The sequence below is a fragment of the Xanthomonas prunicola genome (genome assembly GCF_025266575.1).
Taxonomy (GTDB): Bacteria; Pseudomonadota; Gammaproteobacteria; order Xanthomonadales; family Xanthomonadaceae; genus Xanthomonas; species Xanthomonas prunicola.
Genome location: NZ_CP096142.1, coordinates 2,967,061 through 2,981,558 on the forward strand (window position 1 = coordinate 2,967,061; position 14,498 = coordinate 2,981,558).

Genomic DNA, 14,498 nt, shown 5'->3' on the forward strand with positions numbered 1-14,498 from the left:
TCACCAGCTATACAGCTTCCAATACACCTTGTTGACCTTGTCCTTCTCCGCATCGGTATGCCCGTCGTGGTCGCGGTCGTATAGAAAGTAGGGCGCGCCGCGCGTTGGCGTGACCCGCACCATTTCCAGCTGGCCGTTGACGCGGTATTCGTCGACCTTGTCGCCGTTAGCCATGGTTTTGCTGGTGACATCGGCGCCAGCCGGGATCTCGCCACCGGCGCGGTCGCTGCCATTGGTGGCGCAGCCGCCCAGCAGCAGAAACGGCAGCAGCAAAAGATGTGCTCTCTTCATTGTCGTTGTCCATGTTGATCGTCGGTCAGTATGCGCTGGCGCGGTGTGCCGTGAGTGTGCAGCGTAGAATTGGGTCATGAGCAGATTAGTCCTGATCGACGGGTCCAGTTACCTGTACCGCGCGTTCCACGCGCTTCCGCCGCTGACCAATGCCCAGGGCGAGCCCACTGGCGCCTTGTTCGGCGTGGTCAACATGCTGCGCGCCACTTTGAAGGAACGCCCCGCGTACGTCGCGTTCGTGGTGGATGCGCCCGGCAAGACTTTTCGTGACGATCTGTATGCCGACTACAAGGCCAATCGTCCGTCGATGCCCGACGACCTGCGCGCGCAGGTGCAGCCGATGTGCGACATCGTGCATGCGCTGGGCATCGACATCCTGCGCATCGACGGCGTGGAAGCGGACGATGTGATCGGCACACTGGCCCTGCAGGCCGCTGCTGACGGGTTGAGCGTGACCATCTCCACCGGCGACAAGGACTTCGCCCAGCTGGTGCGCCCGGGCATCGAGCTGGTCAACACCATGAGCGGCAGCCGCATGGATTCGGACGCGGCGGTGATCGCCAAGTTCGGCGTGCGCCCCGATCAGATCGTCGACCTGCTGGCGCTGATGGGCGACACCGTGGACAACGTGCCCGGCGTGGAGAAGTGCGGCCCCAAGACCGCCGCCAAATGGCTGGCCGAATACGATTCGCTCGACGGCGTCATCGCCAACGCCGACAAGATCAAGGGCAAGATCGGCGACAACCTGCGTGCCGCATTGCCACGGCTGCCGCTCAACCGCGAACTGGTCACCATCAAGACCGACGTAGCGCTGGCCAGCGGCCCGCGCGCGCTGGACCTGCGTGAGCCGAACACGGAAACGCTGGCGGTGCTGTACGCGCGCTACGGGTTCACGCAGGCGCTGCGCGAACTCGGCGGTGCAGCCGCCCAGGCCGGCCTGCTGACAGAGCCGATGCCGTTGGGAGCCGCCGCTGCCAGCGCCCGCACCGAACCCGGCCGCGCGCGCGGCACCGGCTTCGTGTCCGGCCCGGTCAGCGCCCCGGTGGAAGTGGACCCCGCGCTGTCGGCGCCCGGCCAGTACGCCACCATCCTGACCCAGGAACAGCTCGACAGCTGGATCGCGCGGCTGCGCGCCGCCGGCCAGTTCGCTTTCGATACCGAAACCGACAGCCTGGACCCGCTGCAGGCCGACCTGATCGGCCTGAGCGTGGCCGCCGAGCCTGGCAAGGCGGCGTATCTGCCGTTCGGCCATAACTTTCCCGGCGCCCCGGCCCAGCTCGACCGTACCCAGGCGCTTGCGCAGCTGGCGCCGTTGCTCACCGACCCTGCGGTGCGCAAGCTCGGCCAGCACGGCAAGTACGACCTGCACGTGATGCGCCGCCACGGCATCGCCCTGGCCGGCTACAGCGACGACACCCTGCTGGAGAGCTTCGTGCTCAATTCCGGCAGCGCCCGCCACGACATGGACAGCCTGGCCAAGCGCTACCTGGGCTACGACACGGTCAAATACGAGGACGTCTGCGGCAAGGGCGCCAAGCAGATCCCGTTCGCCCAGATCAGCCTGGACGACGCCACCCGCTACGCCGCCGAGGACGCCGACATCACCCTGCGCCTGCACCAGGTGCTCGGCCCCAGGCTGGCCGCCGAGCCGGGCCTGGAGCGCGTCTACCGCGGGATCGAGATGCCGCTGGTGGAAGTGCTGGCCCGCATCGAAGCCAACGGCGTGTGCGTGGACGCGGCCGAACTGCGCCGTCAGAGCGCAGACCTGTCCAAGCGCATGCTCGCCGCCCAGCAGAAGGCCACCGAGCTGGCCGGGCGCAGCTTCAACCTGGATTCGCCCAAGCAGCTGCAGGCGCTGCTGTTCGACGAGCTCAAGCTCCCCGCCGTGGTCAAGACGCCCAAGGGCCAGCCCTCGACCAACGAAGAAGCGCTGGAAGCCATCGCCGACCAGCACGAGCTGCCGCGGGTGATCCTGGAGTACCGCGGCCTGGCCAAGCTGCGCAGCACCTATACCGACAAGTTGCCGGAGATGATCCACCCGCAGTCCGGGCGCGTGCACACCAGCTACCACCAGGCCGGCGCCGCCACCGGGCGCTTGTCATCGTCCGATCCCAACCTGCAGAACATCCCGATCCGCACCGAGGACGGCCGCCGCATCCGCCGCGCTTTCGTCGCACCGCCCGGACGCAAGCTGATCGCCTGCGACTACTCGCAGATCGAGCTGCGCATCATGGCCCACCTGTCCGGCGACCCCGGCCTGGTGGGCGCGTTCGAATCCGGCGCCGACGTGCACCGCGCCACCGCCGCCGAAGTGTTCGGCCGCACCATCGACACTGTCAGCAGCGACGAGCGCCGCGCCGCCAAGGCGATCAACTTCGGCCTGATGTACGGCATGAGCGCGTTCGGTCTGGCCCGCCAGCTCGGCATCGGCCGTGGCGAAGCGCAGGACTACATCGCGCTGTACTTCAGCCGCTACCCCGGCGTGCGCGACTTCATGGAAACCACCCGCCAGCAGGCGCGCGACAAGGGCTACGTGGAAACCGTGTTCGGCCGTCGGCTGTATCTGGACTTCATCAATGCCGGCAGCCAGGGCCAGCGTGCCGGCGCCGAGCGCGCCGCGATCAACGCGCCGATGCAGGGCACTGCCGCCGACATCATCAAGCGCGCCATGGTCAGCGTGGATGGCTGGATCGCCGACCACGCGCAACGCGCGAAGATGATTTTGCAGGTGCACGACGAACTGGTATTCGAAGCCGATGTCGATTTCGTCGACACACTGCTGAGCGAAGTCACCACGCGCATGGCCTCCGCGGCTGAATTACGCGTGCCGCTGGTGGTGGATTCGGGCGTGGGCGATAACTGGGATGAGGCACACTAACGGAGCAAATGCCGCTGCTATGCTGAATACGTAGATCAGCAATAATCCGTGCGGACATAATCCGAATTCAGCCGATTTAACGGAATGAATAAGCGCTAAATTCTACATTTTTTTAACAGTTATCTTCACGATCTATCAATGTGGAAAATGGTGTTATATCTCTCGACGGGCGCAACGCCTGTCGGCAGATCTCTCCCATCCCCTGGAGCAGATCTCGGAGCGGAAACTCCTCCCCAAGTTTCCGTTCCCTGGCCCCGCCGACCTCCCCCTGGTCTGCGGGGCTTTTTATTTGTGTCTTCCCGGTTGTGCGCAAGCGCTGCAGCGTGACGTGCAATGCTGCATGTGAGTCGGCATGCGCCGGCGCGCGGCATGCACGGAAACAGCGAGAGGCACCACGCAGGCAACGCACTCGCTTGCAGCGCGCGCCAAACGGCATACCGCGTTGCAGGATAAATGCCCGCTCAATTTGCAGCGCGCGGCCATGCAGACGTCATGCTGCGATGGCGGTACGGTGGCCATATTACTCATTCAGGTTATGGCTCGTGCCGCAGCGCGCATTCGTCGATCGCCTCGCCGTCGTTGCGTTGCGATATGCCTCTGCGAGGCGCCCGACATGCGGGTGCTGATTGCCGAGGACGAACCGTCGATCGCCGACGCGGTGGTTGCGACGCTGCGCCGGCAGGGCCACGTGGTGGATCACGTCGACGATGGCAGCCAGGCCGATGTGGCGCTGCGCAGCACCGACTACCAGTTGCTGGTGCTGGACTTGGGTCTGCTTGGCGACATGGATGGCGTGCGCGTGTTGCAACGTTTGCGCGAGCGCGGCGCCACCACGCCGGTGCTGGTGATCAGTGCGCGCGAAGCCCTGCATGAACGCGTGCGCGTGCTGGATCTGGGCGCAGACGACTACCTGGTCAAGCCGTTCGCGCAAGCGAACCAAATGCGTGATGCCTGATTGGCTTCAGCAGCGGTTGGGGCGTGCTGCCAGCCCGTGCACCGGCGGCGGTGCCGTGACGGCAGACCTGCGCGAGGTCGATGGGTACTCGGCGCGGCTGCTTGCACTGGTCGGTGAGTGCATTCTGCTAAGGAGCACAGCACCGTGGCGTCGAGCGATCCGCCACGGCGCCGCGCAGGCGCCAAGCAATTTGGCGCATCGATGATGCACGGTTGATCAAGCCGTCGGCAGGCAGCGCAGTTGCCCACGACGCGCGCTGCAAGGTGTCCGCCATTGCCACCGCCCTGCGTCGACGTCCGCAGCGACGTCGCGCCTGACAGCGGCGTTGGAATCAACCCAGCCAGTCGCGTGGGATCAGGTAATCGGCCAGGCGCGCTTCGGCGCTGCCCGGCTCTGGCGTAAAGCCATACTCCCAGCGCACACGCGGCGGCAAACTCATCAGGATGCTCTCGGCGCGGCCACCGCTCTGCAATCCAAACAAGGTGCCACGGTCGTAGACCAGATTGAATTCCACATAGCGCCCGCGACGGTACAGCTGAAACTCGCGTTCGCGCTCGCCGTACGGTGTGTCTTTGCGACGCTGCACGATTGGCATGTAGGCATCCAGGAAGCCATTGCCCACCGCTTGCTGATAGGCGAAGTCGCGTTCGAACTCCTTGCCCAGGTCGTCGAAAAACAGCCCGCCCACGCCACGCGTCTCGTTGCGGTGGCGCAAGAAAAAGTACTCGTCGCACCAACGCTTGTGCGCGGCATAGCGCTCTTGGCCAAACGGCTCGCACAGCGCCTGCGCAACGCGGTGCCAGTGCTGCACGTCTTCATCGAAGGGATAGAACGGGGTCAGGTCGAAGCCGCCGCCGAACCATGCGGCCACCACCTCGCCATCGCGCTCGGCACGGAAGTAGCGCACGTTCATGTGCGTGGTCGGGATGGACGGATTGTGCGGATGAAACACCAGCGAGACACCGCATGCACGCCAGGTTGCCCCGGCAAGCTCGGGCCGGTGCGCACTGGCCGACGGCGGCAAACGCGTGCCGGACACATCGGAAAAGCCGATACCGGCCTGCTCGAACACCGCGCCGTCGCGCAGGATGCGGGTACGGCCACCGCCGCCCTCCTCGCGCTTCCAGAGATCCTCGGCGAACCGCGCCTTCCCGTCGGCAGCTTCCACAGCAGCGCAGATCCGGTCCTGCAGGTCGGTCAGATAATCGCGTACACGGTCGAATTCGTTCATGGCCCAATTCTAAGCGGTGTGCTGTACGTGGTGCATCCGCGCCAGCGCGCCCGTTTGTCGCAGTGCGATGCGGGAAATGGATGAAGGCGCAGGGATTCCTAGCGGCCAAGGAGCAGTCAAACTGGTTGGTGCGCAAAGTTCAAGCGCGGCAACTAGCAATCACCCAACCGCGCGAGGTGGTGTTTTCGTTCTTTAGCAAAACCACGCGTCAATTGTCTGGTGCGGTGTTCTCGCCGCTTGCGGCATGGATGCCGCCATCGAGCCCGCTGGGACGGGTTCACGGCGTGTCCGGCGAGCGGGCAAGGACCAGTCGAGAGGATCGGTGTGCCAGTGCAACCGACCGGCGTCATGCCCAAGACACTAACAGCTAAGAAAACTCCGCGCGGACAGCAGGCGTGCAGAGCCGCCATGCCAATGCTGCGTGCACGCAGCCGATGGCCAGTGCACCCAGGCCGGTGAGGATCAGCGCCATCTGCTGGGTGGCCTGCAAACGTGCCTGCATGTGTGGCCACTCCGGGCTTTGCAGTACATCGGCGGGCAGCAGCGTTTGTAAGCCGTCGAACAATGGCCCGATCAACGCCAGCCCGCCGAAATTAAGGAGTCCGGTCACCAGCAACACAGCCACGAAGCCCACCCGTGCCCACTCGCGCCGCTGTAGCAGCGCCCAACTCAACCAGGAGAAGGCCGCTGAGAGCACCACGCCGGCGACAGAGAGCGACATCGCGTGGTCGATCAGCCATTGCCACGAGTGGGGCAGGGCGATGCCTTCGGGTAGTCCTAACGCTGCTGCATCCGGCGTCAGCGCGATCATCGCGATCTGCACCAGATTGGCCAGCACACTGACCACTCCCAGCAACAACGAGACCCACGCCAAGGGGGTGACCAGGCCGCCGCGCTGCCGTGCCGAGGTTGGTTGCATGGCGCTCATTGCAGCGCTGCGATGTGGGCAGCCACCATCGCCTGGCCGGGAGGATCCAGCGCAGGTTGCAGTTGCGCGTACCACTCAGGCACTGCGTCGGCTGGCAGGCATTCGCGCAACAGGGGGGTGCTGCGCTCAAGAAAGGCGTCGAAAAACGGCAGCCCGCGCACGTACAGGAAGTGGCTGTCGGTAATCGACATGCCAGCATACGCTTCGCGCAACCATTCCAGGTGCGGCAGCGCGTGCGCACCGTGGCCGGCGCGGGTGAGTGCGGTGAGGAAGCTGGTGCGCGCGGTGGCAGGCGAGGTCGATCGTTCCTGCGCGTTGAGGTCGTCGAAAGTCAGCAACCACTGCTCACCACGATCGATCTCGTTGCACATCACCGAGGTGGTCGCCAGCTGCAGTGCGTTGTGTGCGGTGGGCTCCAGCTCGTAGAGCGCCAGCCAGTGCGGGTAGGCCTCGCGATAGCGGTCCAGTGCGCTCAACGACAGGGCGCACAGGCGCTGCGCGTCCGCACCAACGTGGAGCTGCGCCTGCGCAGCGTTGTAGGCACCCACATGGTCGCCACGCTGAAATGCAGTCAGCGCCGCTTGCAGCGCGGGGTCGATCTCGGCCGCCGCCTCCGACGCGTCTGTGGCAGCGACAGGGGCTGCCGTCGGTTCTGTGCGCGGTGTGTTTGCTGCAGCGCTCTTGCGTCCAAATAACCGGTCCCACAGACCCATCGCGTGTCCCTTCCCTGCGCCAGTGGTGAGTGGAAGCGCCGCCATGCCGGCGGCGCACCGGTCATGTGGCGGACCGATGCAGCGGCGCACGCGCAGCGATGGCGCGTTACCGGTCCTGCCCCAAGCTTAGAGCCACTTGCGTAGCAACAGGTGAGTGCAGAGCAACCAAGCTGCGTGCGTTGGCTTGCGTATCGTGTCGCTGCGTGCTCTGTTCCTGATTGCGCAGCCGCGGCAACGGACACGTACAACGCCTGAGCGCTGTGCGTGTGGCCCACATTTATCAGGGAACCGACACGGCCCTTTTCGCTGGGTTTAAGGTTTCACTTGCTCGTTGAACAGCTTGAGGATGCGCTTGTACTCGTCCAGCCACGAATCGGCACGTGTAAAGCCGTGGCGTTCCAATGGGTACGGCGCTACCTGCCAGTTGTCCTTGTGCAGCTCCATCAACTTCTGGGTCATGTCGACCGAGTCCTTGAAGAACACGTTGTCGTCGATCATGCCGTGGGCGATCAGCAGATGGTCGCGCAAGCCCTCGGCGTAGTTGATCGGCGAAGAGGTCTTGTAGGCCTCCGGATCCAGCTCGGGCGTGTTGAGGATGTTGGAGGTGTACTCGTGGTTGTATTGCATCCAGTCGCCGACCGGACGCAGCGCTGCGCCGGCCTTGAAGGTGCCGGGGCTGCGGAACAGCGCCATATACGTCATGAAGCCGCCGTACGAACCGCCATAGATGCCGACGCGTGCGCGATCGCCCTGCTTGGTGGAGACCAGCCAGTCCAGCCCATCCAGATAATCTTCCAGCTCCGGGTGGCCCATGTTGCGATAGATCGCGGTGCGCCAATCGCGGCCGTAGCCTTCGGAGGCGCGGTAGTCCAGATCCAACACGATGTAACCCTGCTGCACCAGCAGGTTGTGGAACATCTGCTCGCGGAAATACGGCGTGTAGCGCTCGGAGACGTTCTGCAAATACCCGGCGCCGTGCACGAACATCACGATCGGATACCGCTTGCCCGGCTCGGGAGTGGTCGGCCCGTAATACTTGCCCCAGACCGTGCCGGCGCCGTGTTTGGACGGCACCTGCACGTACTGCGGCGCAATCCACGGCTGCGCCTTGAATGCGGGCGTGCGCGTGTCAGTGAGCACGGTGGCCTGGCCACCGGTGGCCGGCACCACCGCCAGCTGCGGTGGCAGGTAACTGCCCGAGTAACTCACCAGCAACTGCTGCCCGTTCGGCGACAGGCTGAAGCCTTCCACACCGTTCAATGCAGTCACTTCGGTGAGCTGGTCGTTGCGCAGGTCGAGCTTGCAGACCTCGTAATCGCCGGGCCATTTCTGGTTGCACAGAAAGAACATGCCGCTGCCATCGGCGCTGGGCACCGGCATCGACACTTCCCACTTGCCGCGCGTGCGCTGGCGCGGTTTGCCGTTGCCTTCCACGGTGTACAGCTGCGAATAGCCGGATTCTTCCGAGAGCAGCCACAGCGTGCGGTTGTCGGGCAGCCAGCCGAAATCGTTGAACTCCCAGTTGATCCAGGCGCTATCGCTCAGGCGGTGACGCGGCTGCAGCGTGGCCTTGTCCAGGTCCACGCTGGCGATCCAGCGGTCCTTGTTGTCCACCGCACGAATTTCCACCGCCACGTTGCGGCCATCGTCGCTCCAGTGCACCGCAGGCCCGCTGCCGTCGCCATCGCTTTCCACACGGACCGCGCGGTTGCCCTTGAGTGCGTCGCGCTTGGCGGCCTTGCGCAAGGCCGCCAGCGGGTCGGTGGCAATGCCCGGCAGGGAGTCGAAGGACAGCGACCTGGCCGTGCCGGCACTGACATCCACTAGCCACAGCGCATGCGCCACCGGTGCATTGCGGCCGACACGGGTGCGTACTTCCTGGAATTCTTCGTAACCGGATTCGGTCACGTATTTGGGCATCTTGCCGGCCTGGCCTTCTTCGGCGTTCTTGGCCTGGGTCACCACCAGCAGATGACGGCCGTCCGGCGACAGCGCGCTGTCGACGATCTCCACCTCATCGCCCAGATACACCGGCGCTGCCGCACGCGTGGTATCGGCGCGGCGCCAGGCGTCTTCCTGCGTGCGTAGCGCGTCGCGCTGCTCCTTGTCGCGGCGCAAGGTGGCCAGCGTGGCCAGTTGCTGCTCGCGCAGCACATCGGCCTTGGGGGCGGCGTTGGGGTCGCGCTCGGCCTTGACCACCGCCACCTGCGCGGTGCCGCCATCGGCGCGCCAGTGGTACCAGTTATTGCCCGCGCGCCAGATCGCACCGCCGTCGCTGGCGAACTGCGGACGCGATTCGATCTCGTTGCTGCGGGTCAGCTGAGTCAGCGCGCCCGAGCGCAGATCGCGCAGGAAGATGTCGCCATTACGCGCGAACAACATGCGCTGACGGGTGGCGTCGTAGCTTGGGTTTGCCGCATCCAGGCCGGCGCGCGCGGAGTCGGCCACACGTTCGGCAGTGCCGCCGCCAGTGCCCTGGCGGTAGGTGTCGCGTACCGGGCTGCCCTCGCGCTTGAGCAGGTATTGCACCTGTTTGCCGTCCCATTGCCACCAGGCCTGGTCCACCGACGGCCCGATCCAGTCCGGATCGGCCATCGCCTGTTCGATGGTGAGTGGGGCGGCAGACTGCGCATGCGCAGTGACGGCCAGCAGCAGAAGGGTCAACGGCAACAATCTGGGCATCGGACACGGCTGGACGCAAAGGAGAGCGCGCAAGCCTAGCAGTTCGCCTCCGTGGCGGGCCTGGGCCACAGGTCATACGTGCGTGGCTGCAGGCAGCGCGAGCCAACAACCAATTTCTCGTGATTAGCGGCCGCGACCAGGTCGAGCGCTGCGCCAGGCACGCAGCTGCAGGCGACAGCGGCGCGAGACGACAGCGAAAAAATGAACTCCTCAACTCTACTGGGCTGGCGACGCCATGCGTGCGTGCCGGGCTGGCACAAGCGCAGACCAATCCGGGGGAAATGTCGCAGGAATATGGCAAACGTACCTGTACAGAGGTATCGCACCACAGCCGTCCACGCCCGAAGCGAATCGCCGCATCGCAGCGCCTGGCGCTGCCACGCCGATGCAGGATCCCGACCGGCGAGCAGAGGATGTGCCGTGCCGCACAAGCCACGCGCCGCACACGCAACTGCGCAAGCCATCGGCATACCACGCGCTCGCGTCGATCAACGCGGCTTGCCGCAGAGGGAACCTCCCGACTTGCCAGCAGCGCGGGTGGCGGCCAAGCTAGCGCGCCTTTGCGACCCTCGGTTTTCATGCCCAGCCAGCCTGCTCCCGCTATTTCCCATCCGATGGCTGTTGGTGCGCTGGACCGGCCGCTGGCCTGGCGCGCGGGGCAGTCGGTCGATCTGGCTACCTTCATCGCGCATGTGCACGGTCTGGCGCAGCAGCTGCCCGCGGGCAGTCACGCAGTGAATCTGTGCGAGGACCGCTACCGTTTCATGGTGGCGTTCTACGCGTGTGCGCTGCGCGGTCAGGTGTCGCTGCTGCCATCGTCGCGCGCACCCGCCGTAGTGGGCGAAGTGCAGGCGCGCCACGTCGATGCGTATTGCCTGGGCGATCTGGAGTTGGAGCTCGCGCCGCCGCGGTATTGGCAGCTGCCGGCCGAATTGCCGCAGGCCGAGGGCCCGATTCCGCAACTGGCCGACGATGCACTGGTGGCGATCGGTTTCACTTCCGGCAGCACCGGCAGTCCGCAACCCAATCCGAAGACCTGGGGCAGTTTCCTGACCAGCACGCGTCAGGATCTGGTCGCGCTGGAAAGCCTGTGGGCGCACACCGACGCCGTGCCGCACGTGGTCGCCACGGTGCCGCCGCAGCACATGTATGGCATGGAGTTGTCGGTGCTGCTGCCGATGGTGACCACCCTGGCAGTGCACGCCGGGCGGCCGTTCTTTCCGGACGATGTGGCACGTGCGCTGGCCGATATTCCCGCGCCGCGTGTCTTGGTGACCACGCCGGTGCATCTGCGTGCGTTGGTCGAATCGGGTGTGGCATTGCCGCCGCTGGCCGGCATCGTGTCGGCCACTGCACCGCTGGCGCCGGAAATTGCCGCTGCCGCCGAAGCGCGTTTCGGCGGTGAAGTGCGCGAGATGTTCGGCTCCACCGAAACGTGCGTGTTCGCCGTGCGTCGCACGGCATTGGACGCGGCGTGGACGCCCTTGCCCGGCGTGCATCTGGAAACGCAGGCTGCAGGCACGCTGGTGCATGCGCCGCATCTGGCCACACCGGTGCTGCTGGCCGACATGATGGACGTGGCAGACGACGGCCGTTTTCAGGTGCGCGGCCGTCAGGCCGATCTGCTGGAAATCGCCGGAAAACGCGCATCGCTGGCCGATCTCACTCGGCGCCTGCTCGCCATTCCCGGCGTGGTCGATGGCATCATCGTGCAACTCGCGCCCGACCCCGGCCAGGCCGTCGGCCGCATCGCCGCGCTGGTGGTCGCGCCTACCCTGGACGAAGCCCAGGTGCTGGCCGCACTGCGCGTCAGCGTGGATCCCGTCTTTCTGCCGCGTCGCCTGCGCAAAGTCGCCGCATTGCCACGCAACGAAACCGGCAAACTGCCGCGCGATGTGGTGCTTGGGTTGCTCAATGGCTGAGCGACCCAAGCGCGTGCGTGCAGCAGTCAGGCGAATGATGTGACGGTCAGTTTGGCGCTGACTGTCTGCAGACAGCGCGCGAAAAACGCGCAAGCAGGCGTGTTTGACGCAGGGCCCTGAGCGTTGCCTCAACGTGGCAGCTCAGTCCGTGTGGAAGACGTCAGCTTAAAAGCAGTGCTGTCCCACCATTTGTCAGCAACTGTCTGATGCCTTCGATGCTGTGCTGGAGACGCATGGCGCAAAAAAACGCCCACGTCACGTGCTCCCGCATCGCCTGCTCAGTCATTGCTGCTCAACCGACTGCCGCAGATGGCCCCCGCGGCAAGGAGGTTACCCATGCACCCCATCGATCTCCACTGCCAGCTCATCGCGGCAGATCACCGCGTGCAGCAGCAGGCGCGGGACCGCAGCGCCGAAGCGGGCGTCCAGTGCTTGCGCAACCTTGGGCAGGTCGTCGCGCTCGCGCACATAGACTTTCAGGCGGGTGCCGGCACCGAACTGCGCAGGTAGCGCAGTTGCATGCTGACGCGCGGCGCCGAGCAACGCGTCGAAGTTGGCAAAGGTTTCTTCCAGCTGCGCCAGTAACTGGCCGGTGTGCATCGAGGCGTGGCCCACCACGGCAGCGGTGCCTGACAACAGCAATGGCATGTCGCTGCCGGCCGGCGGCAGCATGGCGCGGGCGAAGCTGGGCGGTTGCGGGCCGTACTGGCGCGGGTAGTTGTAGGCGCTGACCTGGCGCGGGTTTTCCAGCGGCGTACCGGCATTGGCGGCTGCCAGCCAGTAGATCTGGATGATGCGCTCGGCGTCGCAACGGCCCACCGCGGTGGCGGCCGGCAACTGCGCGGTGTCGAATGCGCCCAACCCGCGTGCGCGGCCCACGCAGAACTGCCGGTAACGTTCGCGGTCGCCGCTACCCAGGGTGATGGCGTCGAGGTAATTCCAGATCCGCAGCAACCGCGGCGTCTGGCTGTTGCTGACGAAGGCGGTGATTTCCGCATACGCCCTGGCGGCGGCTTCTTCGATATCGACATTCTGCTCGTCGATCTCGATCACGCCGAACTGCAAGTGCCCATCGCTGGACCAGGCGATGTTGCCATGGCGGCCGCTGCGCACCGGCGCATCGGTCCGCCACACCTCCAGCACCTCGGCCTGATACGGCTGCAGCGGCACGCGCAGGTAGCGTGGGTCGTCCAGGCGCGGCGCCGCAGTGCCGAAGCCGAATACGGCCAGCACCTGCGGGTCGGCCAGCAGCACGGCAGGGTCGGTCTGGTCGACATAGTCGACCTGCAGCCGGTGATGGCGCACGGCGTGCGTGGTCTGGGCCTGGGAAGCGGTCATTGAGCGTCTCGTTGTTGCGTGTCGCGTTGCAAGGTGTCGCCCTCGAAGCCGAGCTTGGCCTGGCGTCGGCGCTGGCGCCACGACTGCCAGGCGCGCGGCATCATCGACAAGGTGGTGAGCGCGTACAGGGCGCGGAAGGCGCGCAGGCGGATGCGGACTTTGGGGCTGTCGAACACGTCGCCGGCCAGCATCGCCACCACCGCCTGTTCCACCTGCCAGGTATTTTGCGGCTGTGCGAACAAGGCGCGCATGGTGGGCGAGGTGAAGCGGTAGATGAACCACTTGAATTCATCCACGCCGCGCGTCAGTTCGCGTTGTAAGGCGCGCTGCAGTTTTGCTTCCGACTGTGGCGCGCGCAGTGCGGCATCCACCATTGCTGCGCCGCGCTCGGCGCCGTGCATGGCCAAAAACACGCCGGAGGAGAACATCGGGTCGACGAAGGTGTAGGCATCGCCCAGCATCAACCAGCGCGGCCCGGCCATGCGCGTGCATTCGTAGGCGTAATTGCCGGTGGCATGCACCGGTGCCACGCGCTCGGCACCGAGCATGCGCGCATTGAGCTCCGGATTGAGCGCCAGCGTGCGCATCAAAAAGCCCTCGCTGTCGCCCTTGCGGGTCTTCATGTACTCGGGGTAGCAGACTGCGCCCACGCTCATGATGTCGTCCGGCAGGGGAATCAGCCACATCCAGCCATGCGCATGCCGGTAGATGCTGATGTTGCCGGCATCCTCGCCCGGGCGGCGTGTCACGCCGCGGAAGTGGCTGAACAATGCGGCCGATTGGTGCTTGGCATTGGCACGTTTGAGCTTGAGGCGGGTGCCCAGAAAGGTATCGCGGCCGCTGGCATCGAGCAGATAGCGCGGGCGGAAGTGCTGCACGCCACCATCTGCCGTGCGTGCCTGCAGCACGGGTTGTTCGCCGTCGAAGGCGACCTGCTCAACGCAGACCTGTTCGCGTGCATCCACGCCCACCGCACGCGCGCGCTGGAACAGCACCTGGTCGAATTGCGCGCGTGGCACCTGGAAGGCGAAATCGGCCTTGGCATCGAGCGCGTGCGAAAAACGAAACGTGTTGTAGCCGCCGCTGTCGTTCGGAAAATCCGCGCCACGCTTGAGCACGCTGATGGCGCGCACATCTTCGAGCACGCCCAGGCGTTCGAGAATCGGCATGTTCATCGGCAGCAACGATTCGCCGATATGAAAGCGCGGATGCTGCTCCTTCTCGAGCAGGGTGACGGACCAGCCGAGCTCGGCAAGCGCGACGGCCGCAGCGCAGCCAGCCGGGCCGCCGCCGACGATCAGGACATCCGGACACTCCGGTCCGGGAGCCGGCCCGGCTGCCGGCATGGCGGTCGGGGTGTGGCGAACAGCGTTGGAAGTCATCCTGGAACGAACCTGCGGCGGGCGAGCGTCATGCAGTCATGATAGCCTGCTGGGCCGCTCAGACAGCTTGCGGGCCGCCGGTCCATGTGTGAAGAACGCCGGCAGCACGTACAGGCGCCGGCCAGACCGCGCGGCAGATGCTCGGATTGGCCGCGGCGGCAACGTACACTACGGCCGG

The 14,498-nt window shown here is 65.6% G+C and carries 9 protein-coding genes and 1 pseudogene; 3 read left to right on the forward strand and 7 right to left on the reverse strand.

The features are described 5' to 3' along the window. Complete coding sequence (locus M0D43_RS12545; protein ID WP_101364912.1) at nucleotides 1-291, reverse strand: DUF2782 domain-containing protein; 291 nt, start codon at nucleotides 289-291, stop codon at nucleotides 1-3. Nucleotides 292-367: 76 nt separating this feature from the next. Between M0D43_RS12545 and polA the strand changes: the two genes are divergently transcribed. Further along, nucleotides 368-3,169 carry a DNA polymerase I gene (gene polA / locus M0D43_RS12550; protein ID WP_252164879.1) on the forward strand — a complete coding sequence of 934 codons (2,802 nt, stop codon included), beginning with the start codon at nucleotides 368-370 and terminating at the stop codon, nucleotides 3,167-3,169. A 613-nt stretch (nucleotides 3,170-3,782) separates the two neighbouring features. Continuing rightward, nucleotides 3,783-4,097 (forward strand): annotated as a pseudogene (locus M0D43_RS12555) (response regulator); the annotation flags it as partial. 358 nt (nucleotides 4,098-4,455) lie between these two features. On the opposite strand, the gene hemF reads toward M0D43_RS12555, so the two are convergent. The 4 genes from hemF to M0D43_RS12575 all read right to left on the reverse strand — a co-directional run bounded on the left by hemF (nucleotide 4,456) and on the right by M0D43_RS12575 (nucleotide 9,669). After that, the gene (gene hemF, locus M0D43_RS12560; RefSeq protein WP_252164880.1) at nucleotides 4,456-5,355 is read right to left on the reverse strand and encodes an oxygen-dependent coproporphyrinogen oxidase; all 900 of its coding nucleotides are present in this window, start codon (nucleotides 5,353-5,355) and stop codon (nucleotides 4,456-4,458) included. Nucleotides 5,356-5,722: 367 nt separating this feature from the next. Then, entirely contained in the window at nucleotides 5,723-6,283 is a 561-nt protein-coding gene (locus M0D43_RS12565; protein ID WP_252164881.1) for a hypothetical protein, read from the reverse strand. Further along, the gene (locus M0D43_RS12570) at nucleotides 6,280-7,041 is read right to left on the reverse strand and encodes a hypothetical protein (RefSeq protein ID WP_425510704.1); all 762 of its coding nucleotides are present in this window, start codon (nucleotides 7,039-7,041) and stop codon (nucleotides 6,280-6,282) included. The genes M0D43_RS12565 and M0D43_RS12570 overlap by 4 nt, the downstream gene beginning before the upstream one ends. Before the next feature lie 267 nt (nucleotides 7,042-7,308). After that, complete coding sequence (locus M0D43_RS12575) at nucleotides 7,309-9,669, reverse strand: S9 family peptidase (RefSeq protein WP_252165050.1); 2,361 nt, start codon at nucleotides 9,667-9,669, stop codon at nucleotides 7,309-7,311. 587 nt (nucleotides 9,670-10,256) lie between these two features. Here M0D43_RS12575 and M0D43_RS12580 point away from each other — a divergent pair. Further along, nucleotides 10,257-11,600 (forward strand): AMP-binding protein, encoded by a 1,344-nt coding sequence (locus M0D43_RS12580; protein WP_252164883.1) that lies wholly within the window; start codon nucleotides 10,257-10,259, stop codon nucleotides 11,598-11,600. 330 nt (nucleotides 11,601-11,930) lie between these two features. On the opposite strand, the gene M0D43_RS12585 is transcribed toward M0D43_RS12580, so the two are convergent. Both M0D43_RS12585 and M0D43_RS12590 read right to left on the reverse strand, forming a co-directional pair. Continuing rightward, complete coding sequence (locus tag M0D43_RS12585) at nucleotides 11,931-12,938, reverse strand: chorismate transformation FkbO/Hyg5 family protein (RefSeq protein ID WP_162301137.1); 1,008 nt, start codon at nucleotides 12,936-12,938, stop codon at nucleotides 11,931-11,933. Continuing rightward, complete coding sequence (locus tag M0D43_RS12590; RefSeq protein ID WP_252165051.1) at nucleotides 12,935-14,284, reverse strand: NAD(P)/FAD-dependent oxidoreductase; 1,350 nt, start codon at nucleotides 14,282-14,284, stop codon at nucleotides 12,935-12,937. The genes M0D43_RS12585 and M0D43_RS12590 overlap by 4 nt, the downstream gene beginning before the upstream one ends. Nucleotides 14,285-14,498 lie beyond the last annotated feature (214 nt).

Coding starts and splice junctions, on each gene's coding strand:
- hemF (WP_252164880.1), bottom strand. CDS start 5,355: ATGAACGAATTCGACCGTGTACGCGATTATCTGACCGACCTGCAGGAC.
- M0D43_RS12580 (WP_252164883.1), top strand. CDS start 10,257: ATGCCCAGCCAGCCTGCTCCCGCTATTTCCCATCCGATGGCTGTTGGT.
- M0D43_RS12590 (WP_252165051.1), bottom strand. CDS start 14,284: ATGCCGGCAGCCGGGCCGGCTCCCGGACCGGAGTGTCCGGATGTCCTG.
- M0D43_RS12545 (WP_101364912.1), bottom strand. CDS start 291: ATGAAGAGAGCACATCTTTTGCTGCTGCCGTTTCTGCTGCTGGGCGGC.
- M0D43_RS12565 (WP_252164881.1), bottom strand. CDS start 6,283: ATGAGCGCCATGCAACCAACCTCGGCACGGCAGCGCGGCGGCCTGGTC.
- polA (WP_252164879.1), top strand. CDS start 368: ATGAGCAGATTAGTCCTGATCGACGGGTCCAGTTACCTGTACCGCGCG.
- M0D43_RS12585 (WP_162301137.1), bottom strand. CDS start 12,938: ATGACCGCTTCCCAGGCCCAGACCACGCACGCCGTGCGCCATCACCGG.
- M0D43_RS12570 (WP_425510704.1), bottom strand. CDS start 7,041: ATGGCGGCGCTTCCACTCACCACTGGCGCAGGGAAGGGACACGCGATG.